The 25946-nt window shown below is 32.6% G+C and carries 22 protein-coding genes; 5 read left to right on the forward strand and 17 right to left on the reverse strand.

Features of this window, described 5'->3' with window-relative positions:
* The first annotated feature begins 81 nt into the window (after positions 1-81).
* Complete coding sequence (locus tag AC3IPI_RS07860) at positions 82-2271, forward strand: carboxy terminal-processing peptidase (protein WP_039112501.1); 2190 nt, start codon at positions 82-84, stop codon at positions 2269-2271.
* Positions 2272-2429: 158 nt separating this feature from the next.
* Positions 2430-3257 carry a DNA/RNA non-specific endonuclease gene (locus AC3IPI_RS07865; RefSeq protein WP_489158242.1) on the forward strand — a complete coding sequence of 276 codons (828 nt, stop codon included), beginning with the start codon at positions 2430-2432 and terminating at the stop codon, positions 3255-3257.
* Between the two features lie 17 nt (positions 3258-3274).
* Here AC3IPI_RS07865 and rodA read toward each other — a convergent pair whose 3' ends face one another.
* From rodA to purH, 6 genes are all read right to left on the reverse strand, one after another.
* Positions 3275-4510, reverse strand: a complete 1236-nt coding sequence (gene rodA / locus AC3IPI_RS07870) for a rod shape-determining protein RodA (RefSeq protein WP_039112499.1) — start codon at positions 4508-4510, stop codon at positions 3275-3277.
* A gap of 18 nt (positions 4511-4528) precedes the next feature.
* Positions 4529-6481, reverse strand: a complete 1953-nt coding sequence (gene mrdA, locus AC3IPI_RS07875; RefSeq protein WP_039116883.1) for a penicillin-binding protein 2 — start codon at positions 6479-6481, stop codon at positions 4529-4531.
* Positions 6478-6984 (reverse strand): rod shape-determining protein MreD, encoded by a 507-nt coding sequence (locus tag AC3IPI_RS07880; protein WP_323489919.1) that lies wholly within the window; start codon positions 6982-6984, stop codon positions 6478-6480. Before AC3IPI_RS07880 ends, mrdA begins: the two co-directional genes overlap by 4 nt.
* Complete coding sequence (gene mreC, locus AC3IPI_RS07885; RefSeq protein ID WP_039116885.1) at positions 6977-7801, reverse strand: rod shape-determining protein MreC; 825 nt, start codon at positions 7799-7801, stop codon at positions 6977-6979. The genes AC3IPI_RS07880 and mreC overlap by 8 nt, the downstream gene beginning before the upstream one ends.
* Positions 7802-7908: 107 nt before the next feature.
* Positions 7909-8937 carry a rod shape-determining protein gene (locus AC3IPI_RS07890; RefSeq protein ID WP_007804822.1) on the reverse strand — a complete coding sequence of 343 codons (1029 nt, stop codon included), beginning with the start codon at positions 8935-8937 and terminating at the stop codon, positions 7909-7911.
* 54 nt (positions 8938-8991) lie between these two features.
* A complete protein-coding gene (gene purH / locus AC3IPI_RS07895) occupies positions 8992-10518 on the reverse strand; it encodes a bifunctional phosphoribosylaminoimidazolecarboxamide formyltransferase/IMP cyclohydrolase (protein WP_489158246.1) in 1527 nt (508 codons plus the stop codon).
* A gap of 165 nt (positions 10519-10683) precedes the next feature.
* Here purH and AC3IPI_RS07900 point away from each other — a divergent pair, with 165 nt between their 5' ends.
* Positions 10684-11934 (forward strand): ABC transporter permease, encoded by a 1251-nt coding sequence (locus AC3IPI_RS07900; RefSeq protein WP_039112495.1) that lies wholly within the window; start codon positions 10684-10686, stop codon positions 11932-11934.
* Between the two features lie 375 nt (positions 11935-12309).
* Here AC3IPI_RS07900 and AC3IPI_RS07905 read toward each other — a convergent pair whose 3' ends face one another.
* On the reverse strand, positions 12310-12924 hold the full coding sequence (locus tag AC3IPI_RS07905) for a hypothetical protein (protein ID WP_489158248.1): 615 nt from the start codon (positions 12922-12924) through the stop codon (positions 12310-12312).
* A gap of 162 nt (positions 12925-13086) precedes the next feature.
* On the opposite strand from AC3IPI_RS07905, the gene AC3IPI_RS07910 reads away from it, so the two are divergent.
* Entirely contained in the window at positions 13087-14532 is a 1446-nt protein-coding gene (locus AC3IPI_RS07910) for an IS1182 family transposase (RefSeq protein ID WP_489153512.1), read from the forward strand.
* 234 nt (positions 14533-14766) lie between these two features.
* Here AC3IPI_RS07910 and accD read toward each other — a convergent pair whose 3' ends face one another.
* The 3 genes from accD to tamL form a co-directional block, all read right to left on the reverse strand.
* The gene (accD, locus tag AC3IPI_RS07915; protein WP_035621709.1) at positions 14767-15621 is read right to left on the reverse strand and encodes an acetyl-CoA carboxylase, carboxyltransferase subunit beta; all 855 of its coding nucleotides are present in this window, start codon (positions 15619-15621) and stop codon (positions 14767-14769) included.
* 109 nt (positions 15622-15730) lie between these two features.
* A complete protein-coding gene (gene fbaA / locus AC3IPI_RS07920; protein ID WP_039116962.1) occupies positions 15731-16798 on the reverse strand; it encodes a class II fructose-bisphosphate aldolase in 1068 nt (355 codons plus the stop codon).
* A 59-nt stretch (positions 16799-16857) separates the two neighbouring features.
* Positions 16858-19416 carry a translocation and assembly module lipoprotein TamL gene (gene tamL, locus AC3IPI_RS07925; protein WP_489158250.1) on the reverse strand — a complete coding sequence of 853 codons (2559 nt, stop codon included), beginning with the start codon at positions 19414-19416 and terminating at the stop codon, positions 16858-16860.
* Positions 19417-19453: 37 nt separating this feature from the next.
* Between tamL and AC3IPI_RS07930 the strand changes: the two genes are divergently transcribed.
* A complete protein-coding gene (locus AC3IPI_RS07930; RefSeq protein WP_489158252.1) occupies positions 19454-20182 on the forward strand; it encodes an RNA methyltransferase in 729 nt (242 codons plus the stop codon).
* 10 nt (positions 20183-20192) lie between these two features.
* Here AC3IPI_RS07930 and porT read toward each other — a convergent pair whose 3' ends face one another.
* The 7 genes from porT to AC3IPI_RS07965 all read right to left on the reverse strand — a co-directional run bounded on the left by porT (position 20193) and on the right by AC3IPI_RS07965 (position 25902).
* The gene (porT, locus tag AC3IPI_RS07935) at positions 20193-20912 is read right to left on the reverse strand and encodes a type IX secretion/gliding motility protein PorT/SprT (RefSeq protein ID WP_489158254.1); all 720 of its coding nucleotides are present in this window, start codon (positions 20910-20912) and stop codon (positions 20193-20195) included.
* A 1-nt stretch (position 20913) separates the two neighbouring features.
* Positions 20914-21645 (reverse strand): bifunctional demethylmenaquinone methyltransferase/2-methoxy-6-polyprenyl-1,4-benzoquinol methylase UbiE, encoded by a 732-nt coding sequence (ubiE, locus tag AC3IPI_RS07940; RefSeq protein WP_039112491.1) that lies wholly within the window; start codon positions 21643-21645, stop codon positions 20914-20916.
* A gap of 579 nt (positions 21646-22224) precedes the next feature.
* Positions 22225-22707: a dihydrofolate reductase gene (locus AC3IPI_RS07945; RefSeq protein ID WP_086894178.1), complete on the reverse strand. Its 483-nt coding sequence runs from the start codon at positions 22705-22707 to the stop codon at positions 22225-22227.
* 11 nt (positions 22708-22718) lie between these two features.
* Positions 22719-23057, reverse strand: a complete 339-nt coding sequence (locus tag AC3IPI_RS07950; RefSeq protein ID WP_039112489.1) for a 2TM domain-containing protein — start codon at positions 23055-23057, stop codon at positions 22719-22721.
* 166 nt (positions 23058-23223) lie between these two features.
* On the reverse strand, positions 23224-24075 hold the full coding sequence (locus tag AC3IPI_RS07955; protein ID WP_039112488.1) for a thymidylate synthase: 852 nt from the start codon (positions 24073-24075) through the stop codon (positions 23224-23226).
* A gap of 62 nt (positions 24076-24137) precedes the next feature.
* Complete coding sequence (locus AC3IPI_RS07960) at positions 24138-24767, reverse strand: bifunctional nuclease family protein (protein WP_039112487.1); 630 nt, start codon at positions 24765-24767, stop codon at positions 24138-24140.
* A 166-nt stretch (positions 24768-24933) separates the two neighbouring features.
* Positions 24934-25902: an electron transfer flavoprotein subunit alpha/FixB family protein gene (locus AC3IPI_RS07965; RefSeq protein WP_039112486.1), complete on the reverse strand. Its 969-nt coding sequence runs from the start codon at positions 25900-25902 to the stop codon at positions 24934-24936.
* Positions 25903-25946: the final 44 nt, after the last annotated feature.

The following is a 25946-nucleotide window of genomic DNA, read 5'->3' on the forward strand; positions in this document are numbered from 1 at the left end:
TATATTTATATCTTTAACAAAAAATTATACGACTCGTACTTTGTTGGCATAGTTTTTACCGTAAATTAGATTAAAAAATTGATGAATGCTATTATTAAATTTATGAAACGAAATTATAAAATTATCCTAGCCGTTATTTGTTTATCTGCTACATTGTTTGCATTTAAAATTAATAGCGATAAAGGTATAGACCCAGACCCGAATAAAGATAAGATGCTTTTGGAATTACTTGCCTTTGTAATCGAGAAAGGACATTATAATCCTCCTGTTATGAACGATGAGTTTTCTAAAGGAGTTTATAAGGATTATATCGAAGCATTGGATCCATCCAAAAGATTTTTCTTGCAAGCAGATATCGATGAATTTTCTAGATATGAGTTGCAATTAGATGATCAATTTGTAAATAAAGATTTAACTTTCTTTAATCTTACTTATGCGCGTTTGATGAAAAGAATGGAAGAGGGAAAAAAGAGATACAAACTTATTTTAGCTCATCCGTTTAACTATAAAGTAAACGAAACTTTTAGTACAGATTACGAGCATTCGCCTTACGCAAAAACTCCTGCTGAATTGGTAGAGAAGTGGAGAAAACAAATTAAGTTATCTACACTATCTTCTCTTGTAACCAAAGAGAATATCGAAGACGAAAAGAAAGTAAAAGACCCAGCTTATAAAGCAAAAACATTTGAGGCTTTAGAAAAAGAAACTAGAGATAATTCATTAAAATCATTAGATGAATATTTTGGTTTTATTAAAGATTTAGATAGAAGTGATTGGTTTTCAGTTTATGTAAACTCTATCATGGCTCGTTTTGATCCTCATACAAGTTATTTTGCACCAGAAGAAAAAGAGCGTTTTGACGTTAATATCAGTGGTAAACTTGAAGGTATTGGTGCTAAGCTGCAAAAGAAAAACGACTTTACCGAAATTTCGGAACTTATTTCAGGTGGACCAGCTTGGAGAGGTAAAGAATTAGAAGCAGGTGATTTAATTATAAAAGTAGGACAAGGGACTGATGAACCTGTAGATGTTGTGGGTATGCGTCTTGACGATGTAGTTAAGAAAATCAAAGGACATAAAGGAACAGAAGTTCGTCTTACAGTTAAAAAAGTAGACGGAACTATTAAAGTAATTTCTATAATAAGAGATATTGTAGAGATTGAAGAAACGTATGCTAAATCTAGTATTGTAGATAAAAACGGATTGAAATATGGGGTAATTTATTTGCCTAAATTTTATATCGATTTTGAAAACAAAGATGGTAGAGATGCAGGAAAAGATATTGCTTTAGAGGTTGAAAGACTTAAAAAAGAGAATGTAAACGGTATTATTCTGGATGTTCGTGATGACGGTGGAGGATCTTTATCTACAGTTGTTGACATTGCTGGATTATTTATTGAGCAAGGTCCTATAGTGCAGATTAAATCTGCTGGTAGAAAAAAAGAAGTTCTTTACGATCGTGATAAAAAGATAGAGTGGGATGGACCTTTAGTAATTATGGTAAATGGTTTCTCTGCTTCGGCTTCAGAAATTCTTGCTGCTGCAATTCAGGATTACAAAAGAGGAGTTATTATTGGTAGTAAACAAACGTACGGAAAAGGTACAGTTCAAAACGTTATCGATTTAAATCAGTTTGTTCGTAGTAGTGATTTTGGAGATTTAGGAGCTTTAAAAATTACAACTCAAAAGTTCTATAGAATCAATGGTGGATCTACACAACTAGAAGGTGTGCGTAGTGATATTGTTGCACCAGATCGTTATGCTTACTTAAAAATGGGTGAACGTGATATTGATAATGCTATGCCATGGGATAAAATAGATCCAGCAGAATATAGTGTTTGGAATAATGGTTCTAATTTTAACCAAGCTATTGCAAATAGTAAAATGCGTATCGCACAAAATCCTCAATTCCAATTAATAGAGGATAATGCAAAATGGATTGATACTAAGAGTAAAGAGAATACGTATAGCTTGAATATAGATGATTTCAAGAAAACTCAAACAGAGGTAGAGGCAGAAGCTAAAAAATATAAACCAATTACGGATTATAAAAATAACTTACAGTTTACTTCGTTACCATACGAAACTGCAGAGATGGCCAAAGATCCTTCTTTAAAAGAGAAAAGAGAAAGCTGGCATCAAGCTTTAGCAAAAGATATATATGTAGAAGAAGCTATAAATGTATTAGATGATTTACAGTCTAAAAGTGGCGCAAGGCAATCTTCGATTCCTGGTAAATCAAAGAAAGACAAGCTAGCTTCTAAATTATAGCGCTTAGTAAAAGCATTAAATTTTTAGTTAATTAATTAAAATGCTCCAAAAATCATCATGATTTTTGGAGCATTTTTTATTGGATTCATTTAGTTAACTTTGGATTCGTGTTTTTGTAAAATGACGCGTGCACTATTTAAGGTTTTAATAATGATTTTATGGTAATTGTAAAAAGAGTTTTGTTGGTTGGTTTTGCAGTTGTATTTCTTTCTTCTTGCAAAAAGGATTCAGGAAGTGGTAGCAATAGTTCTGATTCTAATATAAAAGATAGTTTAAAGGGTGAAACAGCTTTATATAAAGACGATAATACGGAGTTTGATTACTTGCCTGCTTCTACAACAAATCAAATCGTAAAACACGATTATTATACGCTTTCATATAATGAAAAGTTTGAACAAGCAGAATGGGTTGCTTACGAGTTAAAGAAAAACTATATCAAGAATAATGATTTTAAAAGACCTTACTTTAATGAAGATCCAAAAGTAACTACAGGCTCTGCAGATTGGCGCAATTACAAAAAATCAGGTTATGATAAAGGACACCTTTGTCCGGCTGGAGACATGGAGTTTGATAAAAAGGCGTATGAAGATACTTTTTTAACCTCGAATATTTCACCACAAATACACGAATTTAATGACGGAGTTTGGAATAGGCTAGAGCAAAAAGTACGTTATTGGGCTGTAAAATATGATGATATTTATGTGGTAACTGGCGGAGTTCTTACCGACTCGAATACTACAATTGGAAAAGAAAAAGTGCTGGTACCTAAATATTTCTATAAAGTACTATTAGACGAGTCTAATGGAAAATACAAAATGATTGCATTTTTAGTTCCAAATGAAAAAAGTGAAAGACCTTTGTACGAGTTTGTAGTTTCGGTAGATAGTATCGAAAAATTAACAGGCATAGATTTCTTTCCCCATCTAGATGATAAAATCGAGGATAGTTTAGAGAAAAATAAAGATTATAAAGCTTGGGCTTTTTAGTTTATTTTGGCGTGAAGCTACCACTCATTTACTTTATTAGCATCCATTTTTAGGAAGATAAATAGCAAAATGGTGAATCCCCATAATCCTGAACCTCCATAAGAGAAGAAAGGAAGTGGGACACCAATGGTTGGGAAAATACCAATAACCATGGCAATATTTACAAAAAAGTGAATAAACAAAATACTAGCAACACAGTATCCATATACGCGGCTAAATTTTGTTTTTTGCCTTTCGGCTAAATAAATAACTCTTAAAAATAGTCCAACAAATAAGGCGATGACTACTATAGAACCTGCAAATCCCCATTCTTCACCTACCGTAGTAAAGATGTAATCGGTATGTTGCTCAGGTACAAATCCTCCTTTGGTTTGAGTTCCCTCTAAGAAACCTTTACCTATCCATCCGCCAGATCCAATCGCAATTTCAGATTGATTGGTATTGTATCCAATACCTTTCATATCGACTGTTTTTCCTAATAAGATATTAAAACGGTCTCGGTGATGTTGCTTAAATACATTGTCAAAAACGTAATCTACAGATAAAACGAAGCCAGATATAAGTGCAAGTAGTATACCACTTAAAATGAAATTCCTATCTACAGCCCTGCTTTTAAAATGCATTATAAGGAGAACCAATATGGATATGAGTATTACGTATTCTGGTTCTAAAACAAGAGTTAATACAAATAAAAGTATTGCTATAAAGCCAGTCCATATATACCAGGAAGGAAGTCCTTCGCGATATAATACGATTAAAAAGATACAGTATATTAAGGCACTTCCAGGATCGGGTTGAGGAAGAATTAATATTACAGGTAAAAAAACAATTGCAAGGGCTTGTATTTGCCTGTTAACGTCTTTTAGGTTTATTTGTGTATCACTTAAGTATTTTGCTAATGCAAGTGCAGTTGCCGATTTAGTAAACTCTGATGGTTGTAAAGTAAAACTTCCTATGGCATACCAACAACGCTGTCCTGCTATGGTTTTTCCGAAAAAGAATAATCCGACTAGTGATAATAAGGCAACTCCAAAAATGATACTGGCATATTTTTCATAGAATTTACCATCTACAAAAAGTACCACAAAAATTAAAGGGATAGTAAGCAAAATAAAAATCAGCTGTTTCTCAGAAGTACCATCAGTAGAGGATAGAGAAGATGAGTATATGTTTAACCATCCCATTACCACTAATGCGATATAGATGATTACACTTATCCAGTCAATATTATTTTTTACACTTTGATTTTTCATCAGGAATGAATCTCTTTATTAGTTTTTTTGAGTTGTGTCTACTTTTGTTATTTTAACTTCTTTGGGTACAGGCTTGTTCATTTTTGCTCTCATAACAGAATCTTTAGGTGTAGTTTCTATTAAACTAGCTTCAGCCATTCCGCCTAATTTAGCGTATCGGGAATTTAGACTTGTATTTAAAATTCGTATTTCTAAATCGTTTCGTGTGATTTTTTTACGAAGGTATTTCTCAATCATTAAACTGGCAATAGGCCCTGCAATTGCAGCTCCAAATCCTCCATTTTCAATCATTACTGCTATCGCAATTTTCGGATTGTCTTTTGGTGCAAATGCTACAAATATAGAGTGGTCTTCTAGTTTAGTCCTTTTTCCATTAATCTTGGCATAATTCTCTGCTGTACCTGTTTTTCCACAAATATCAATCCCTTCAACACGTAACCTACTAGCAGTTCCTAGGTTATAAACATCAAATAATCCGCTAATTATAGGAGGAAAATATTTTTTGTCTATTGTAGTTTCGTGTTTAGTCGTGAATTTAGGGTCTATTTTTTCTCCCTCAATTTTTTTAATGATATGAGGTGTGTAATAATGACCTTGATTGGCTATTGTGGCCATCATATTTGCTAACTGAATTGGTGTCATTAAAACTTCACCTTGACCTATCGAGTTGGATACAATTGTTGTACTTCTCCAGCCTCCGTTAGGATAAATTTTCTTATATGTTTTAGAGGTTGGTATATTTCCTCTTTTACCTGTTGGTAAATCATATCCCATAAACTGACCTAGACCGAAGCTTTTTACGTGGTTACTCCATACATCAACTGCATAAGCAGGATTGTTGTATTTGTTTATGGTAAGCATGTAAGTCTGGGCAAAATAAGTATTACATGAATTGTAAATACCATTATGTAACTGTTGGCTTGGTGGGTGATTATGGCATTTCATAAAACGACCTCTTCCATAACTGAATCCATGATGACAAAAAAACGTCGTGTTTTCGTTTATTACTTGTTCCTGCAAACCAATTAAACCTGTTAGGATTTTAAATGGTGAACCTGGAGGATATTCGGCTAATAATCCACGATCGTATAATGGTTTTGCAATCGAATCATGATACAATAAAGTATAGTTTTTAGAACGTTGTCTACCAACTAAAATACCTGGATCATAAGATGGGGCAGTAACTAAAGCTAAGATTTCACCAGTTTTAGGTTCTAAAGCTACAATTCCACCACGTTTGTTAATCATTAACTCTTCTCCGTATTTTTGAAGTTCAGCATCAATCGTTAGGTTGATGTCTTCTCCTTGTACGGCGATTGTGTCATATTTTCCGTCTTTGTAGGAGCCTATTTCTCTATTGTATTTATCTTTTTGAATATATTTCACACCTTTTATACCGCGTAAAACCTCTTCGTAACTTTGTTCTACACCTTGCATTCCAATTAAATCACCACTGTTGTAATAAGGATTTTTGGAAACTAATTTCTCATTTACCTGAGTGATAAAACCAAAAATGTTAGCGCCATAATCGACTTCGTAATCACGCAATGATCTTTTTTGGAAATAGAAACCTTCAAATTTTCTGATTTTCTCTTGAAAAGCAGCAAATTCATTTTTGTTTAATTGTGCTAAAAATACAGATGGTAGTCGAGGACTATAGACTTTGGCCTTCTCGATTTTTTTTATAAAATCTTCTTTGGTAACATTCAAGAGTTGACAAAACTCTAAAGTATCGATATTTTTTATCTCTCTTGGGATAACCATGATATCATAAGATGCCTGATTAGCAACTAATAATTTACCGTATCTATCGTATATATAACCTCTTTCGGGATAGTCGTATTTTATCTTTATAGCGTTATTCTCTGATTTAAGTTTAAAAGAATCGTCTATAATTTGTAAATAGAATATGCGAATTACTAGCAAAGATGCTGCAATGATTATTAAAGAGGGCAGCAGAACTTTTCTCATCTTCTGTTGGGCTTAATAAGATATATTATTATGATACAGGTTATAATGGTAAATATGGTACTGAATAATGTACGAAGTAAAACATCTAAAATGAAGTTAAACTGGAAAGCTTCTAATGTAAACAGTATTATATGATGTAATAATACTGATACTAATAAAAACGAGAATCGTTCAGGGGTTAAAGAATCGTTTAATTTTATAGTTTGGTATTCGTAACTCAACCCAAATGAAAATTTAAATATATAAGGTCTGTAATAGGCAAGAATTAAACAAGCTGTAGCGTGTATTCCTCCCGAATTGCAAAACATGTCCATTATAAGACCAAGAAGAAAACTAGATACTATAAGGCCAGATTTGTTTCCGTTTACTGGATATAAAATAATATAAAGTATGTAAGGAAACGGACTTATATAGCCAAGGAAGTTCATGTTATTAAAAATAATAATCTGAACTGCTAATAGCAGGATAAATCGAGAAACATTGATTAACAAAGCGCTATTCATCTTTTTCTCTTTTTTCTAATTTAATAAGCTCTTCTCTATCTTTACTCTTGATAATATATACATGTCCTAAATTTGTCATGTCATTAAATAATTTGACATTGATAGTGTAGTAATTTGTTTTTTTATCCGTAAATATTTTGTCGATAGTACCAATTCCAATATTTTCAGGAAAAATTACCGATTGACCACCAGTTACGATAGTATCTCCTTTGCGAACAGAAGCCAGTCTGGGAACGTCAATTAATTGAACAAAACCTGTGCTTTTTCCGTCCCATGTTAAAGAACCGAAATGATTTGATTTTTTTATTTTGGCATTAATCCTCGATTTGATGTTAAGGATGCTAATAACAGTTGCGTATCTTGGAGATGTGTTATCTACAATACCAATAATTCCTAAACTATTAATTACTCCCATATCAGGTTTAACTCCTTCATTAGAACCAGAGTTTATGGTAATGTAGTTTTCATGTACATTATAAGAGTTATGTATCACTTTCGAAACGATAATATCGGCAGGTTTAACGCCTTTAATGCTGTCTGGAAGAGGTAATTTGGTAGTGTCTTCTGCATTAAATAAAAGACTTTTTAGTCTTGCGTTTTCAAGAACCAATTCGTCGTTTTCTTTTCTTAAATTCAAATACTCATTTACGCTGTTTATTTTTTCGTAAACACCACCGCTCAAGAAATTAGCAGAACTAATAACTCTACTTTTATGAAAAGAATGAGATTGAATGGAGAGACCCAACGAAATACCTAAAAGCAGCAAAAACAGTAACCGATTACTGTTTCTTATAATAAAATTAAATATCTGCTGCATTTCTTGCTTGGTTATTTTGTTTCAGGATATGCTTTAAGTTTCAAAATTCCTTCAGAGCTAAGTTTTATAAATTTTAGCTCTGAGGAAATATATAATAATTGTTTATCTTATTTGATTAAGATACTTTTAAATTTTGCAATGTTTTTAAGTGCCATTCCAGTTCCACGAACTACAGCTCTTAATGGATCTTCAGCAATGTAAACAGGTAAATCTGTTTTTTGCGAAATTCTTTTATCAAGACCTCTTAACATAGATCCTCCACCTGCAAGATAAATACCTGTATTGTAAATATCGGCTGCTAATTCTGGAGGTGTTTGAGATAATGTTTCCATTACAGCATCTTCAATTCGTTGAATTGATTTGTCTAATGCTTTAGCAATTTCACGGTAAGAAACATCTACTTGTTTTGGTTTACCAGTAAGTAAATCTCTACCTTGAACAGACATATCTTCTGGAGGTCCATCTAAATCTTCGATAGCGGCTCCAATCTGAATTTTTATTTTTTCAGCAGTACTTTCTCCAACAAATAAGTTGTGTTGTGTACGCATGTAATAAACGATATCATTTGTAAATACGTCACCAGCAATTTTCACCGATTTGTCACATACAATTCCACCTAATGCAATTACTGCAATTTCAGTTGTTCCACCACCAATATCAACAATCATGTTTCCTTTTGGTTGCATAATATCGATACCAATACCAATTGCCGCAGCCATTGGTTCGTGAATCAAATAAACTTCTTTACCATTTACTCTTTCGCACGATTCTTTTACTGCACGCATCTCCACTTCAGTAATTCCAGAAGGAATACATACCACCATACGTAATGCAGGAGTAAACATTCTCTTTTTTAATGCAGGAATACTTTTGATGAACATATTGATCATTTTCTCAGAAGCATCAAAGTCGGCGATAACCCCGTCTTTAAGTGGCCTTATGGTCTTTATGTTTTCATGGGTTTTACCTTGCATCATATTGGCTTCCTTACCAACAGCAATGATTTTGCCTGATATTCTATCACGTGCCACGATTGAAGGACTGTCAATAACGACTTTATCATTATGTATGATTAAAGTGTTTGCGGTACCAAGGTCTATCGCAATATCCTCGGTCATGAAATCAAAAAATCCCATAAGTTTTTTAGGGGTTTAAAAGTTATAAATTAGTAACGCACAAAGTTAAACAAATTAATGTTTAAAATGACGCGTTCCTGTAAATACCATTGCAACTTTATTTTCATTGCAATAATTTATGCTTAATTCGTCTTTTATTGATCCACCTGGCTGAATTACAGCTGTAATTCCTGCTTTTTTGGCTAATTCTACACAATCCGGAAAAGGGAAAAATGCGTCACTTGCCATCGAAGCTCCATTTAAATCAAATCCAAATGCTTTTGCTTTGTCAATTGCTTGAACCAAAGCGTCTACTCGAGAGGTTTGTCCCGTTCCAGATGAAATTAAAGTTCCGTTTTTTGCAAATACGATTGTATTCGATTTTGTGTTCTTACAAATCTTTGAAGCGAATATTAAATCTTCTACTTCTTGCTCTGTAGGAGCAGTAATTGTAACGGTTCTTAAATGCGCTTTATTGTCGGTAATATTATTTTTATCTTGAACTAAAAGCCCGTTTAGACATGTTCTCACTTGTCTTGTAGGTAATTCTACCTCATTTTGAACCAATATAATTCTGTTTTTCTTTTCTTCTAAAACTGTAATTGCTTCATTGTCATAACTTGGAGCGATTACTACTTCGCAAAATAATTTATTTATTTCTTGAGCTGTAGCTAAATCAATTTTTGTGTTAGAAATTAAAACTCCACCAAATGCAGATGTTGGATCGCAAGCCAAAGCTGCTAAATAAGCTTCGTTAATGTTTTTTCTTGTAGCTAAACCACAAGCGTTATTGTGTTTTAAAATTGCAAACGTAGGTCCGTCAGTTTTAAATTCTGCAATTAAGTTTACAGCAGCATCTACATCAAGTAAGTTGTTGTACGATAATTCTTTTCCGTGTAGTTTTTTGAACATTGCGTCAAAATCTCCAAAGAAAAATCCTTTTTGATGTGGGTTTTCACCATATCGTAATACTTGTCCGTCAGCAATACTTTCTTTATAAATAGTATCGTCAGTATTAAAATAGTTGAAAATTGCAGTATCATAATGAGATGAAACATGAAATGCTTTTGTAGCAAGTAATCTTCTGTTCTCAAGAGTTGTTGCTCCGTTTTGTTCTGTAATTAAATCCAACAATAAGCTGTACTCATTTACTGAAGCCACAATAACAGTGTCTTTAAAGTTTTTTGCAGCAGCACGGATTAATGAAATTCCACCAATATCAATTTTCTCGATTATATCTGTTTCACTAGCTCCAGAAGCAACTGTTTTTTCGAATGGGTATAAATCAACAATTACTAAATCAATTTGAGGAATGTCAAATTCCTTCATTTGTTGTACATCACTTTCGTTATCTTGACGGTTTAAGATTCCACCAAAAATTTTCGGGTGTAAAGTCTTAACTCGTCCACCAAGAATTTCAGGAAAAGAAGTTATGTCTTCTACAGGAACTACAGGAATTCCTAAGTTTTTAATAAAATCTTCCGTTCCCCCAGTAGAGTAAAGTGTTACTTTTTGTTTGTGTAGTTTTCTTACAATTGGTTCAAGCCCATCTTTGGAAAAGACTGAAATTAATGCCGATTGAATAGTTTTTGTTGTGCTCATTGTGTAGTTATAATTATGAAGGTGCAAAAATAGTTTTTTTTTGATTATAAAAATCATCATTTTATGTAACATTCTCTTAAAAAATCCTACCTATGAGTAAGTGAATTTTTATTAGGTTTTTGACTAAAATTTATTGAATTTTACTTTAATGTAAATTTAAAATCTATGCTGCTTTATCTTCGATTATTAAAAGAAAGTTTTGGTTTTGCGATGAATGCCTTACGTAGTAACAAACTAAGAACATTGTTGTCTTTGTTGGGAGTTACCATTGGTATTTTCTCAATCATCGCAGTACTCGCAGCTGTAGATTCTTTGAATAGAAAAATTACTAAGGATTTAAGTAGCTTAGATAAAAATACGATTTATTTAATGAAGTTTCCTTTTGGTCCATCAGATATTCCGCAATGGAAAAGAGAACAATTTCCAAACGTAAAATATGATGAATATACTTATCTGAAAAATTCTCTTACAAATACAAATCAGGTAGGGTATCAGCTTTTTGTTAAGCGCGAAAGTTTAAAATACGATTCTAAAACAGTTAGTGATGTAAATGTAGTTCCAGTTTCATATGAATTTATGGAAATCGAAGGTTTGGATTTTGAGAAAGGTCGTTTTTATAACGAATCAGAATCAAATTCAGGAACACCGGTTATAGTTTTAGGACATGATATAGCCGAGGGGCTTTTTGGAGATGAAGAACCTATCGGAAAAAATATTCGTTTGTACGGACAGCGTTTCACTGTTATAGGTGTCGTGAAAAAGCAAGGAGCAGGTTTGTTTGGAGATAGTAATGATACATCGGTATTTTTTCCAGCAAATTTTTTACGTCGTATGTATGGTGATAATAATGATGGGATGACTCCGGTAATTGTATTGAAGCCTGAAAAAGGAATTGATATGGATGCATATAAAGCCGAAGTGTCTCAGAAATTAAGAGCCGTTAGAGGTTTGAAAGCGGGACAAATCGATAATTTCTTTGTTAATGTGTTTTCAGGATTTACAGATTTTATAGATGGAATTATCGGACAGATGAATATGATGGGTTGGATAATAAGCGGATTCTCTCTTCTTGTGGGAGGATTTGGGATTGCAAATATTATGTTTGTTTCTGTAAAAGAACGAACGAATCTTATCGGAATTCAGAAGTCTTTGGGGGCAAAAAATAGATTTATCATGTTTCAGTTTTTGTTTGAGGCAATTATTCTTTCAGTAATTGGCGGAGCAATCGGGTTAATTTTGGTTTGGTTAATTTCTGTGATTCTTACCAAAGCACTTGATTTTGAGTTTGTACTTGGAATGGGTAATATTCTTCTGGGAACTGGGCTTGCAGCATTAATTGGATTAATTGCTGGGATTCTTCCCGCAATATCTGCTTCCAAATTAGATCCTGTAGAAGCTATTAGAACTGGAATGTAGTTTTTTTAAGGTTCTAAGGTTCATAGTAACAAAGGTTTTCTGTAGAGACACACCGGAGTGCGTCTACGCAATATTGGTTTGTTTATAGTGATCCTAAACTTGTTTTTCTTTCTGACGTAGGAAGAACCTTCGTGAGTAGCTCGACAATTTAAGATCAGGGTTGTGGTAGTTTCTTGTGGACACCCTTCGTTCTTCAGGGTGACAAGATTGGAGAGAAAGGAGTAGAAGTTTAAGTGTATGCCGTAGTGTCTCTACGCAATATAGGTCTGTAATGATATAATCAGATGTCAGGCTGAGGCGAAGTCTTCCATCTTCGTACTCATACCAATAGGTTATTTATCATCGTTGTTGCTGAAAAGTTGGATGGTTATAGCTTTAGTCTTTGATTTTGTAATTAGGGAATTTGATTTTTGTTTTGTCCCACTTTATAGAATCAGAATAATAATATTTATCATTCTTTTTGTACTTCAGTACAGTGTCTTCTTCTTGTGTTGTTCTCCTGATATGATATGCTTGTAAATGGCTATTTTTTATGAAATTTAAAAAGTAGGTATTTGTAATAGTGTCCCTTTGGGATGCAATTATTAAAATTTGTCTTCTTTTTTCTTTTGTCATGATGTTTTCTGAGATAAAATCACTCAAGCTTTTTTGTGGAATCTTTATAATATCCTTAGTCTTTAAGTTTATAAAATGGGGTAGTGTGTCATTCTCTTGTCCATAGTTACATAGGATTTGAATGTATTCTCTTTGGTAATAGAGGAAATTCCCTTTGTTGTCAATGATAAGTTGGTTTTCTCCATAATAAAATCCTTTTGAGTTTGGGAGTACTATTTTACTTCCATTATTTTTTAATGAGTCAGTATATTTTTGGAGTTTAATATCTTCTTTCGAAATTATATAAGGGATGTTTTTTGCAACAGTCTTTTCTTCTTTCTTGGTACAATTAAAAAGGAATAAGCAAGTAATAAAACTGATAAAAGCGCTTTTCATATATTAGTATTTGAAATAAAGATATAAAAAAATCCCATTTGCCGTAGCGAGGGCACTGAAAAAGTCCTTTTCACGAATAAATTGTTAATTAAAAGGAGTAGAAGCTAAAAGTTTCTGCTCCTTTTTTTTGTATCTTTTGAGTGTAATCATAAGGCTTTTTAGATGTTAATTCAACAGCAACAAATTCAGTTTAGTCCCTATTCCTCATTATATGATTTAATTGTTCCTCAGGATAATCTCCTTAGAAAAATCAACGAACTCATAGACTTCTCATTCATCTACGATGAGTTGCTAAATAAATATTGCATCACTAATGGTCGCACAGCAGAAAGCCCAGTGCGTATGTTTAAGTATTTACTTCTAAAAACAATTTATGATGTCTCGGATGTTGATGTAGTAGAACGTTCACGTTTTGATATGTCTTTTAAGTATTTCTTAGAAATGACACCAGAGGAGAGTGTTATTAATCCAAGTTCTTTAACGAAATTTCGTAAACTTCGCCTGAAGGATACGGACTTATTAAATCTACTCATTGGTAAAACAGTATCTATAGCCGTCGAAAAGGGAATCATCAGATCCAGGTCTATTATAGTTGATGCTACACACACTTTATCAAGATCAAATCCATTTGCAGCAATTGATGTATTAAGAGAGCGCTCTAAACTTCTACGAAGAACAGTATATTTATTTGATGACCAATTCAAAGAGCATATGCCCGAGAAGAACAATACCAATGAATTGGAAAAAGAATTAGCCTATTGTAAAGAACTGGAGCAGCGCATAGAAAAAGAAGAATCTTTGAGTTCTATACCTGCTGTAAAAGAAAAGCTAAATCTGCTTAAAGAAACTATAGAAGATACTCAGGAAAATTTTATCTTATCAAAAGATATAGATGCTAAAACAGGTCATAAATCCGCAGATAGCTCTTTCTTTGGATACAAGACTCATTTAGCGATGACCGAAGAGCGAATCATCACAGCGGCTGTAGTTACCTCAGGAGAGAAAGCAGATGGTCCAGAGTTACCAAAACTCTTAGAGATTAGTCAGCAAAACGGAATTGATGTAAATACCATTATTGGTGATGGAGCTTATTCAGGAACAGAAAATCTCAAGCGAGCAAACGGGAAAAATATTAGAGTTGTAGCTAAGTTAAATGTTTCAGTAGCAAATGGGACAAGAAAAGAGGAAGATAAATTTCAATATAATAAAGATGCCGATAGAATGGTTTGTCCTGCAGGACATATGGCTATACGAAAAGCTAGACAGGGCAAAAAAAATGTTGGGAAAAATCAAACATATACCTACTATTTCGATGTCGAAAAATGCAAATCTTGTTCTTTAAAACAGGGGTGTTATAAAGGGGCAAAAACAAAAACCTACTGTGTAAGGATAAAATCAGACTTACACCAAGAACAAATCGCCTTTCAAGAAACGGATTATTTCAAAGAAAAAGCAAAACATCGATACAAAATAGAGGCTAAAAATAGTGAGTTAAAAAACGTACATGGCTATGATAGAGCAATATCGTACGGCATTGCCAATATGCAAATGCAAGGAGCAATGGCTATTTTTACAGTCAACTTAAAAAGAATACTGAAATTAATGTAAGAAATTTATAAAATAAGTATGCCTACACAAAATGCCCCCTATAAATCAAAAATCGATTCATATAGCTGCAAATAAAAAACAGATATAAAACGAAAAACGCTTACAACGGATATTTTTAAATCCTGTTATAAGCGTTTTTTCATTGTCTAAAAACAATCCCAATCAAAATAAGGGATGTTTTTCAGTGCCCTCGCCGTAGCGAATGGGATTTTGGTATTTTTAGAAGTTTGTAAACTATCTAATTGTATTGTTTTGAATCAAATCGATATACAAGTTTATCTTGTCTTTCAATTCTTTTCTAGGCGTTATAAAGTCTAAAAAGCCATGTTCTAAAAGGAATTCAGCAGTTTGGAAACCTTCAGGTAAATCTTTTCCTGTAGTATCTCTTACAACTCTAGGTCCTGCAAATCCAATTAAAGCACCAGGCTCAGAAATATTAATATCTCCTAACATAGCATAGGAAGCAGTTGTTCCTCCAGTTGTTGGGTCTGTACATAAAGAAATATATGGTAATCCAGCTTCGGCAAGCTGAGCAAGTTTAACAGATGTTTTGGCTAACTGCATTAAAGAGTAAGCTGCTTCCATCATACGTGCTCCACCAGATTTAGATATCATTACAAATGGTAATTTGTTTTTGATAGCATGATTAATTCCTCTAGCTATTTTTTCACCTACTACAGCTCCCATAGATCCACCAATAAAGGCAAAGTCCATACAGCAAATAACAAGTTCTTTTCCTTTAGATTTTCCCACTCCTGTACGCACAGCGTCTTTTAAGTGAGTTTTCTCCATTACATCTTTTAATCTTTCTGCATATTTTTTTGTATCCACAAAATGCAAAGGATCTTTAGATGTCATGTTTTTATCTAATTCAACAAACTCGTTGTTATCAAATAAAATCTCAAAATAGATTGCGCTTCCAATTCTAACATGGAAATCATCTTCTGGGCTCACAAATAAGTTACGAGCCAACTCATCAGCATCAATAATTTTTCCAGTTGGAGATTTGTACCAAAGTCCTTTTGGGACATCCATTTTGTCTTCGGTAGCAGTTGTAATCCCTTTTTCGTGTCTTTTAAACCAAGCCATTTTTTTTAATTTAGAATGTAGATTTTAAAGTTTAGATTTTTCAATCTGATTCAAAATTTAGATTTCAGGCTTTTTAGAAGTCCGAAATCTAAATTACGAAATCTAAAATTTAAAGTGTATTTACGTTATTCAAGTCAGCAAAAGCTTGCTCAAGTCTTGTATTGAATGTTACTTCGCTTTCACGTACCCATTTTCTTGGGTCATAATATTTTTTGTTAGGAACATCAGCACCTTCTGGGTTACCAATTTGTGTTTTTAAATAGTCAATGTTTTTAACCATATAATCACGAATTCCTTCAGTATATGCAAATTGTAAATCTGTATCAATGTTCATTTTGATAACACCATATCCAATAGCTTCTCTAATTTCTTCAAGTGTAGAACCTGAACCTCCGTGGAAAACGAAATCTACTGGGTTATGACCAGTTTTGAATTTGTCTTGAACGAAATCTTGAGAATTTTTTAAGATTTTTGGAGTTAATTTTACGTTTCCTGGTTTGTAAACACCGTGAACGTTTCCAAAAGCTGCTGCAATTGTAAATTTAGGACTTACTTTAGATAATTCTTCGTAAGCATAAGCTACTTCTTCTGGTTGAGTATATAATTTTGAGCTATCAACATCAGAGTTGTCAACACCGTCTTCTTCACCACCTGTAATACCAAGCTCGATTTCAAGAGTCATTCCCATTTTGCTCATTCTAGCTAAATAACCTTTGCAAATTTCGATGTTTTCTTCGATAGGCTCTTCAGATAAGTCAATCATATGAGAACTGAATAATGGTTTTCCTGTTTCTGCAAAATGTTTTTCAGAAGCATCTAGTAAACCATCAATCCAAGGTAATAATTTTTTTGCACAGTGGTCAGTATGTAAAATTACTGTTGCACCGTAAGCTTCTGCTAAAGTATGAATGTGTTTTGCTCCAGCGATTCCACCAGCAATTGCTGATTTTTCGTTAGCATTAGATAATCCTTTTCCAGCGTTAAATTGTGCTCCACCGTTAGAAAATTGAATAATAACTGGCGCATTCAGTTTTGCTGCAGTTTCAAGAACTCCATTGATTGTACTTGATCCAGTAACGTTTACTGCAGGAAGTGCAAATCCTTTTTCTTTTGCATAATTAAAAATCTCTTGAACTTGATCCCCTGTTGCTACTCCTGGTTTAATATTGTGTGCCATTGTAATTCTTTTTAGTTGTTTTTTAGTTTTTAGGTTGCAAAAATAAGAATTAATTAGCATTAGAAAGGATAATTTATTCCAAAATTTAAAACTGAGTGTCCGAAATTGTAATCTCTGAACCAGCGTTTGTTCATTTCGTAAGCAGGATTATAGGTTTTAAATCCTAAGTCAAAACGGATTACGAAAAAACTTAAATCATAGCGAAACCCTATTCCTGTTCCTAGTGCGATGTCTTTAAGGTCGCTTAAGTTCTTAAATGTTGCTTTTTCATCCGTCACATTATCTAGTACATTCCAGATATTTCCTGCATCTGCAAAAATAGCTCCTTTTAACTTCCCTAAAATCTTATATCTAAATTCACCGCTAATAGCGATTTTCATATTGGCTTCGTTAAAATCATTAACAGCTCCTGTGCTTCCTGGTCCTAATGAATAGGGTTGCCAGGCTCTATTGTCATTTGAACCTCCAGAATAGTAACTTCTTGAAAAAGGTACATAATCTGAATTACCAAAAGGAACAGCAATTCCAAAAAATGTTCGTACAGCAATTACTTTTTCTTTAGATAAATCCCAGTGTTTAATGTAGTCAAATTCGGTCTTTAAATATTCTGAATATTCTAAATTGAAAATTTCATAGTTCCCATTTGCATTTTTTTGCAAACTAGCAGCTTGAGAGATTAAAGAAAGTAATGATCCGGCAGTTTCGATTTTTGCTTTAAAAAGATAAAAGGTATTATCTAATAAATCTTTTTTTGTTGTTTTTGTGAATGTGTAATTAGATGCTAAGATAAAATCATTTTCCGTAAGTCTAATCCTTCTTTCTTCGATGCTTTCTACCGATTGATAATCATCACTTGAAACAGGAATTGTTTTGTCTAATACTTCTTTTGTAAAACCTGATGTGCCCTCGTCTATTACTAAATCATTATTATCGTCAACAAATAGAGGTTTGTCGTTATAAGTGTATTCTTGTGAAATATCATTTAAAGCATTGTAAGAGGAACGATATACTCTGTAGTAATTTTGCGGATTTAAATTTCGCACATATTGAATGTTCAAAAGATCGACACGTGCAGTGTTATTTCTTTTTGGAGTCCAGTTATAGGTAAAAGCACCTGTAAAGTTTTCTTTATCAAGACCAATGTTTCGTTGTTTTGCAAAACCAGCAGTCATTACCGTAGACGGAATCATGCTTTTTGGAATGATTTTCTCAGTTCCAAAAGGCATTAATATCCTAGGTACATTCAGTTTAATGTCAATTCCATATTCAGAAGCATTAAAGAAAGTTCCATTTGGATTTGCTAAATCTTGTGAAGAACCAACATTAACACGACCAGCTATTTCTAGTGTTTCGGCACGATTAAAAACATTTCGAATTGTTTCAGAAAGACTAAATCCAATTCCGAAATCCTGAATATTCGAGTGTGTAACATCCAAAGTCGTTTGGAAACTATATTTTTTTCTAGGAGTTAAGTATATCTTGGCGATTAAAGATTGTGCAGTCGAATCTCTTTTGTCGACTTCATAATGAATAGACGGATAATTAAATATTTTTAAATTGTTTAAATATCGGGTTGTAAGAGTTGTTTTATAATCAGCAAATGTGCTTCCTTTGGTAATAAAGATAGCATCGGTTATAGCGTAAGGCCTATATTTTAATTTCTTGTAACTGTATAAATTAAAGTTTTTATAGGTAGTACTATCTTTAATTTCTAATTTGGCATTTGCAGCAGAATAGTCTGTGTATATGTTAACGTCGCTAATTTTGTAGATTTTAAAAGGCATAGTTCTACTAGAATCTTTGTCTTGATAACTATAATCTTTTATGATTAAATCGATATTAGCTTTGTTCTTTTTATTTATCGTGTCAATATTATAGGTAACATTGTTAGATTGAAAATAATATACACCGTGATTTCTAAAGTAAGTTGTTATACGGTTTTTTTCATCCTCTAAATCACTTGTTTTGTATTGATTTCCAGATTTTAATACTGTGTTTTCAATGCTTTTGTTATATAAAGAATCTACATCAGGAGATGATATGTTAGTACTGATAGTATCTAAGAGAAATGGTTGTCCTGTTGTAATATTGTAACGAATCTTGGCTTTTTTTGCGGCTACACTATCAATTGTAAAAGCAGTTTTTACATTAAAATAACCATTGTGAAAATAATGATATTTTAAACGTGTAGCTGATTTTTTTACCTTACTAGTATCAATAATTACTGGCGGCTCACCTGTTGTTTTAAAAAACTCATTTATTCCTTTGTATAAAAAAGATTGTCCTAATCGGTCTACTTGTTTTGCAGATAATAATTTTGATAATCTTTCATATCTTTTAGGATTACTTTTATATTTTGCCTGAAAAGTTGAATCTGGATTTGGATTGGCTAAGTTGTATAAGTTTAAGCGCAACTTGTATCCACCAATAAGCGTACTGTTAGGTTTTTGGTACAATTGGTTGGACACGCTTTCGTCATTAATAGGCTTGTCATTTACTATAATTTCATTCTTTGTAAGAAGCTTTTTGCCGTTAGGAACTCTTTTTACAGAATTACAAGCTGAAATAAATATTGCTATTAGAATAAATGCTGCTATTTTTGTGGAATTCTTTCTCAAGTGTTCTAAAATATTTAATTCAAAAGTACATTATTTTATGGTTAGTAAAAACCAAATCAAGCTTATATCGGGTTTACTTCAAAAAAAACAGCGTTTTGCTAATCAATTGTTTTTTGCCGAAGGGGTAAAAGTAATTCAAGAATTGTTGCAATCCAACTTTGAACTGGAACACCTATATACTACTCAAAACGATTTTGAGACTGTTTTAGTCTCTAAGAAAACGTTAATTAGTGCACAAGAATTAAAAAAAATAAGTGCATTATCAACTCCTAATTCTTGTTTGGCGGTTTTTAAAATCCCTACCGATAAAAAAATAATAGAATCTGGTTTAATCTTAGCTCTTGATGACATTCGTGATCCAGGAAACTTAGGGACTATTTTACGTCTTTGTGATTGGTTTGGAATTAAGCAATTGCTTTGTTCTAAAGAATCAGTAGATATTTATAATCCTAAAGTAGTTCAGGCTACAATGGGTTCAATTGCCAGGGTTAATGTAAATTATATTGATTTAAAAGCTTTTCTTGCTCAAACACCACTTCCTGTTTTTGGGACTTTTATGGACGGATCCAATATTTACCAAACAGCTTTACCCCAAGAAGGGATAATTATAATGGGCAATGAAGCCAACGGAATTTCCGACGAAATCGAAAAAACTATCAAAAACAGACTAACTATTCCTAGATTTGGGGAACTTCAAAAAACCGAAAGTTTAAATGTGGCTACTGCAACCGCAATTATACTTAGTGAGTTTAAACGAAATAGCTAGTTATATAGTTTTAATGAAAAGTAAAGTTAATTAAAATTGCTCTTGATTTTATAGACTCAATATTTCCTGTCCAAGGACTATTTGGGTCTTTGTCACGTATTAACTCGTCATTAATACCAAATGAACCCCTGATAGAAGGAGAGAATATAAAATACTCTGAAAAGAAATCTATACCAAAACCTAATTCATAATTCATAGTCCAGGCTTTTACCCTAAAGCGTTGCTCTAAGTTGTCGTCTATAGATTTTGCGTTACTAGATAAGTTTAATGTTGTAGAAACTCCTCCAAGTAGGTAAGGACGTACGTTTCCAGTTCTTAGAGATGAAAATTTTAATAACAAAGGGAAATTGATGTAAGTGCTACTTACTTCTCTTAAATAATCTGTCTTCGAAGTGAATTCGGGATTAGGAAAGTATAAATCTCTCTTTGTATAATATAACCCCGGTTCAAAACGAAGGTTGATATATTCCATTAATCTTAAATCGGCTACAACCCCAACATTAAATCCAGTTGTTTTTTTTACCTGAATGTCTTGGTTTATTTCTTCATACGATTTATAGTCTATTTTGAAATCATAACTATTAAATCCGAGGTAATACCCAAAATAAAGGCGTTGTTTTTGCCAGGTTTCCAAATTGATAATAGGATCTTTACTAAACATACTTTTAGTAAATTGACTATATCCTTTTGTAGTCAGGGCAAGTAAAATTAAGATTACAGTTTTTTTCATACTATTTTTTAGAAGCTGAATATATTGTTGCTACACCAAATGTTTGTGGCATAGCCACGACACTTATAAACCCAATTTTTCTTAAAATATTGTTTAAGACTTCTCCATGTGGAAATGCGGCAGCAGATTCTGACAAATATCCATAAGCTGAATTGTCTTTTGAAAACAGTTTTCCTATTAACGGAAGTATATTTTTAGTGTAAAAAGAGTAGCCTTGACGGTATAGAGGTTTTTCTGGAACCGAGGTTTCAAGAATTACAAAAACACCATTAGGTTTTAAAACTCTTAAGATTTCAGATAACCCTTTTTCTAGATTTTCGAAATTTCTAACACCAAAAGCAACGGTAATTGCATCAAAATGATTGTCTCCAAAAGGTAAATTTTCAGAATCTCCTACAACCATGTCAATAGTTTGAGTAAGGTTTTTTGCTGCGATTTTCTTTTTTCCTACTTCAAGCATACCTGAAGATATGTCTAAGCCAATAATTTTTTCGGCATTTGTCTGAGCCATTAAAATAGCTAAGTCGCCAGTTCCTGTTGCAATATCTAGAATTATCTTTGGTTTTTTGTCCGAAACTATTTTTAAAACTTTCTTACGCCATTTTATGTCAATACCAAATGAAATTACACGATTTAAGTTATCGTAATTTCCTGATATTGTATCAAACATTTGTTCTACTTGTTCTTTCTTGCCTAAGGCTGAATCTTTATAAGGTGTTATTTTCTCTGCCATTTTTTTTATTTGTACAAATATAATACAATCTGTATTAACTGTTATTCAGTTTCTTTAATTACGATATGAAATTATTTTTGGATCTGTGTTCTTATACCCACTTTTAATGATTTGTAAAAAATCACTAAAAGTGGGTATTGTAGGATCCTTATTTAATGTGGAAATTTACTTTGTAAAAATGTATATATTTTTTCAATGATTAATAGAGAATTAATGACCCAAATCAAATGGGTGCTACTTGCGCTTATCATCTCGTTTGTTCTAGTAAGTTGTTTTGAAAGTACTGTTTTTGAGAGCAGTATTCTTTTTAAAGCGCAAAATACGTTCTTAGGATTAAATTTGTTTTTGGAAATTTTAATTTTCTTTGTCTTTAGTACCTTCGTGGTATTTGGTATTAAAGGCTTTTTTGAGATGTACTCTCAAAAAATCTCAAATATTATAATATTCTTTTCTGGTGTATTTTTAATATTTGTAATTTTTATTTTATGTTATCAAATACTCTTTCTAGAGTAGGTCATTTCTCTAATCATTGTTTGCCAAAAAAAAAGTCCCTCATTATTGAGGGACTTTTTTTTTGTGCTATTGTCTAACGTAGGTCTCGTAAGTGTAATCGTAAAGATGTTTTTCATCTCTAGTGTTGGGTTCAGCCTCTACGAGTTGCCATTCCTTTTTATTAATTTCTGGAAAAAAAGCATCGGCCTCAAAGCTATGATGTACTCTTGTAATTTCTAGAATATCTGCTAATGGCATTCCCAGATTGTAAATTTCTCCTCCGCCAATAATAAACGAATCATCATTTTCGGGACATTTTGCAATTGCTTCTTCTATGCTTTTTACAACAATACATCCTTCTGGTTGATAATCTTCTTGACGCGTTATTACAATATGAGTTCTGTTTGGTAATGGTTTAGGAAAACTTTCAAATGTTTTTCGTCCCATTATAATATGATGTCCAGTGGTAAGAGCTTTAAATCTTTTGAAATCATTTGATAAATGCCAAATCATTTCGTTATTTTTTCCAAGCGCATTGTTTTCGGCAACTGCCGCAATCATTATAATCATTTTGTTTCGAACTAAAGTTTGTTTTCGGTATTGTCATTTATGCTTGAGTCTAGCTGAGCTATTCTTTTTTGTTGTAATGCAACAAGTCGGTCAATTTGTTCTCTTTCCCAATTCTTATTCATGAAACGGTCGGTGATATATACTTTTATAAAGTGTAAAATAAAAATAAAACACCATGCGGTAATTATCCATAGGTACCAAGTTTGCCCATTTGAGACATTAAAAAACCGATTGGCAATAAATAAAAATAAACTTCCTAAAAGGAATAAGACAAAATGGAAATAAAGCGTTTTCTTTTGTTTAATTCTTCTTCTGGCGTATTCATACTGCTCGTGTAATTCCTTTTCCATGAGTAAAATATTAGATTATAAAGATAAAATTTATTTTGAAACAGGACTGTTTTGATAGTTGAATATTTATCCTGTAAGATATTTTGCTCTTGAAAGAGCATGGTTTGCATCTTTTTGAGATAAAAAAAATCCGCTCGTTAAAGCGGATTGTTGTTATTTTGATGTTTTATACGGCAACACTACCTTTGATTCCTGCATGTGGTTCATAACCTACAAGGGTAAAATCATCATAATCAAAATCGAAAATGTTTTTTATATCTGGATTTAAAACCATTTTTGGCAATGGTTTTGGTTCACGTTTTAATTGTAATTCCAATTGTTCAAAATGGTTATTGTAAATGTGTGCATCTCCAAAAGTGTGGATGAATTCTCCAGCTTCGAGGTCGCAAACTTGTGCAATCATCATAGTTAATAAAGCATATGATGCAATATTAAATGGAACTCCTAAAAAGATATCGGCACTTCGTTGGTATAATTGACAAGATAATTTTCCTTTAGTTTCGCCTTTTTCAAGGTCAGGACTTGCTACGTAAAACTGAAAAAAAGCATGACAAGGAGGTAATGCAGCTTTATTGTTAGCTACATTTTCTTCAAATGATTTTTTTGTGTCTGGCAATACCGATGGATTCCAAGCAGAAACCAACATTCGGCGACTGTTTGGGTTTGTTTTAAGTTCGGTAATCAGTTCCGAAATTTGGTCGATTTCTTCACTATTCCAATTACGCCATTGGTGTCCATAAACAGGACCTAAATCTCCATTGCTGTCTGCCCAGGCATCCCAAATTTTAACTCCGTTTTCTTGTAGATACTTAATATTAGTATCTCCTTTTAAAAACCAAAGTAATTCGTATATGATAGATTTTAAGTGTAATTTTTTGGTAGTAACCATTGGGAAACCTTCACTTAAATCAAAACGCATTTGGTATCCAAAAACACTTTTTGTACCAGTTCCGGTTCTATCTCCTTTTTGACAACCGTTCTCAAGAACATGTTGTACCAAGTCTAAGTATTGTTTCATTTTTTATTTGGCTTTATGCCTTATGCTATAGGCTTTAAGCTTGTAGCGTAAAGCGTATTGCTTTATGATTCTCTCTTCGAAATTTCATCACGAATCTTGGCTGCTTTTTCATAATCTTCCTGAAGAACAGCTTGCTCTAATAATTCGTTAAGTTCTTGAGTTGTGTGTTTAGAATAAGTTTCGCCAGATTGATTAGATTCTTCTTCGCGACCAAATGTTTCTGGATTAGAAAGAACATCATCAATTTCTTGAGAATCCTTATCGCTCTCCATAGAGTTTGACTTTAAATAAATTCCTGCCTTATCCAATATGTTTTTATAAGTAAATATTGGAGCATTAAAACGCAATGCCAATGCTATAGCATCAGAAGTTCTTGCGTCGATTATTTCTTCAATTTTATCTCTTTCGCAAATTAAGCTGGAATAGAATACTCCATCAACCAATTTGTGGATAATAACTTGCTTAACAACAATATCAAATCGTTCTGCAAAGTTTTTGAATAAATCATGTGTTAATGGGCGAGGTGGTTTTATCTCTTTTTCTAAAGCAATAGCAATTGATTGCGCTTCGAATGCACCAATTACAATTGGTAACTTTCGTTCGCCATCAACTTCATTCAAAATCAAAGCATAAGCGCCATTTTGAGTTTGACTGTATGAAATTCCTTTTATAGATAATTTAACTAAGCTCATAAGTTGCAGACGTAAAAGGTATTACTACCTCATTTTAATTAGAATTTTGTGTAAAAAATAAAAGTGCAATTTTAATCAAAAAATATGGAACAAAAAAGCTACCTAAAGCAAAGATACGATTATCTTATTTTTAGGTAGCATTATTTTAGTATAGAATTTTTAAAATCTATGAATGTTGCGCTTTGAATGCTTTTAATTTTTCAATTAACTTAGGTACAATTTCAAAAGCATCACCAACAACACCATAATCTGCTACTTTAAAGAAAGGAGCTTCTGGGTCATTATTGATTACTAATTTTACTTTTGATGAGTTAATACCAGCAATATGTTGGATAGCACCAGAAATACCTATTGCAATATATAAGTTTGTTGCAACTGGTTTACCTGTTTGTCCTACGTGTTCGCTATGAGGTCTCCATCCTAAATCAGAAACTGGTTTAGAACATGCAGTTGCAGCACCAAGTACAGCAGCTAAATCTTCTACCAATCCCCAGTTTTCTGGTCCTTTTAATCCACGACCTCCAGAAACTACGATATCAGCATCTGCAATAGATACTTTTCCAGTAACTTTTTCTACAGATTCTACTTTTACTCCAAAATCATTGTCTCCAATTGTTGGGTTAAAATCTTCTGCAGTTGCAGCACCAGCGCTTTCGTAAATACCATAAGAGTTTTTAGCAAGAGCTAATACTTTTACATCTGTACTGATTTCTGTAATATTGAAAGCTTTGTTAGAAAAAGCATTTCTTTTTACCTGAAAAGGGGATGTGCTTACAGGTAATCCTACCACATTTGATGCAAATCCAGCGTCTAAGCCAACTGCAACTAATGATGAAAGATAAATACTGTCTGTGCTAGAAGATAGTAAAACTACTTTTGTACCTTCTTTTTGAGCTGCTTGTTTAATAACGTCAGCATAAGCTTTAGCAGTAAAACCTGCTAATTTATCGTTAGTTACTTTAAGAACTTTATCAACTCCGTATTTCGATAATTCGCTTACGTCGCTTGTGTTTATAGTTAATGCTGTAACAGTTGTTCCTAATGATTCGGCAATTTTTTTAGCGTATGAAGCTAATTCAAAAGCTACCTTTTTAAATTTTCCTTCTGCAGATTCTGCATATATTAATATTGACATGATTTTATTTGTTTAAAAGTTTAAAGTTTTAGGTTTAAAGTTAT

Source organism: Flavobacterium sp. GL_143, from assembly GCF_057834355.1.

Excerpts from the sequence above, each read along its gene's own strand:
- AC3IPI_RS07860 (WP_039112501.1), top strand. The coding sequence starts at position 82 with ATGAATGCTATTATTAAATTTATGAAACGAAATTATAAAATTATCCTA.
- AC3IPI_RS07865 (WP_489158242.1), top strand. The coding sequence starts at position 2,430 with ATGGTAATTGTAAAAAGAGTTTTGTTGGTTGGTTTTGCAGTTGTATTT.
- rodA (WP_039112499.1), bottom strand. The coding sequence starts at position 4,510 with ATGAAAAATCAAAGTGTAAAAAATAATATTGACTGGATAAGTGTAATC.
- mrdA (WP_039116883.1), bottom strand. The coding sequence starts at position 6,481 with ATGAGAAAAGTTCTGCTGCCCTCTTTAATAATCATTGCAGCATCTTTG.
- AC3IPI_RS07880 (WP_323489919.1), bottom strand. The coding sequence starts at position 6,984 with ATGAATAGCGCTTTGTTAATCAATGTTTCTCGATTTATCCTGCTATTA.
- mreC (WP_039116885.1), bottom strand. The coding sequence starts at position 7,801 with ATGCAGCAGATATTTAATTTTATTATAAGAAACAGTAATCGGTTACTG.
- AC3IPI_RS07890 (WP_007804822.1), bottom strand. The coding sequence starts at position 8,937 with ATGGGATTTTTTGATTTCATGACCGAGGATATTGCGATAGACCTTGGT.
- purH (WP_489158246.1), bottom strand. The coding sequence starts at position 10,518 with ATGAGCACAACAAAAACTATTCAATCGGCATTAATTTCAGTCTTTTCC.
- AC3IPI_RS07900 (WP_039112495.1), top strand. The coding sequence starts at position 10,684 with ATGCTGCTTTATCTTCGATTATTAAAAGAAAGTTTTGGTTTTGCGATG.
- AC3IPI_RS07905 (WP_489158248.1), bottom strand. The coding sequence starts at position 12,924 with ATGAAAAGCGCTTTTATCAGTTTTATTACTTGCTTATTCCTTTTTAAT.
- AC3IPI_RS07910 (WP_489153512.1), top strand. The coding sequence starts at position 13,087 with ATGTTAATTCAACAGCAACAAATTCAGTTTAGTCCCTATTCCTCATTA.
- accD (WP_035621709.1), bottom strand. The coding sequence starts at position 15,621 with ATGGCTTGGTTTAAAAGACACGAAAAAGGGATTACAACTGCTACCGAA.
- fbaA (WP_039116962.1), bottom strand. The coding sequence starts at position 16,798 with ATGGCACACAATATTAAACCAGGAGTAGCAACAGGGGATCAAGTTCAA.
- AC3IPI_RS07930 (WP_489158252.1), top strand. The coding sequence starts at position 19,454 with ATGGTTAGTAAAAACCAAATCAAGCTTATATCGGGTTTACTTCAAAAA.
- porT (WP_489158254.1), bottom strand. The coding sequence starts at position 20,912 with ATGAAAAAAACTGTAATCTTAATTTTACTTGCCCTGACTACAAAAGGA.
- ubiE (WP_039112491.1), bottom strand. The coding sequence starts at position 21,645 with ATGGCAGAGAAAATAACACCTTATAAAGATTCAGCCTTAGGCAAGAAA.
- AC3IPI_RS07945 (WP_086894178.1), bottom strand. The coding sequence starts at position 22,707 with ATGATTATAATGATTGCGGCAGTTGCCGAAAACAATGCGCTTGGAAAA.
- AC3IPI_RS07950 (WP_039112489.1), bottom strand. The coding sequence starts at position 23,057 with ATGGAAAAGGAATTACACGAGCAGTATGAATACGCCAGAAGAAGAATT.
- AC3IPI_RS07955 (WP_039112488.1), bottom strand. The coding sequence starts at position 24,075 with ATGAAACAATACTTAGACTTGGTACAACATGTTCTTGAGAACGGTTGT.
- AC3IPI_RS07960 (WP_039112487.1), bottom strand. The coding sequence starts at position 24,767 with ATGAGCTTAGTTAAATTATCTATAAAAGGAATTTCATACAGTCAAACT.
- AC3IPI_RS07965 (WP_039112486.1), bottom strand. The coding sequence starts at position 25,902 with ATGTCAATATTAATATATGCAGAATCTGCAGAAGGAAAATTTAAAAAG.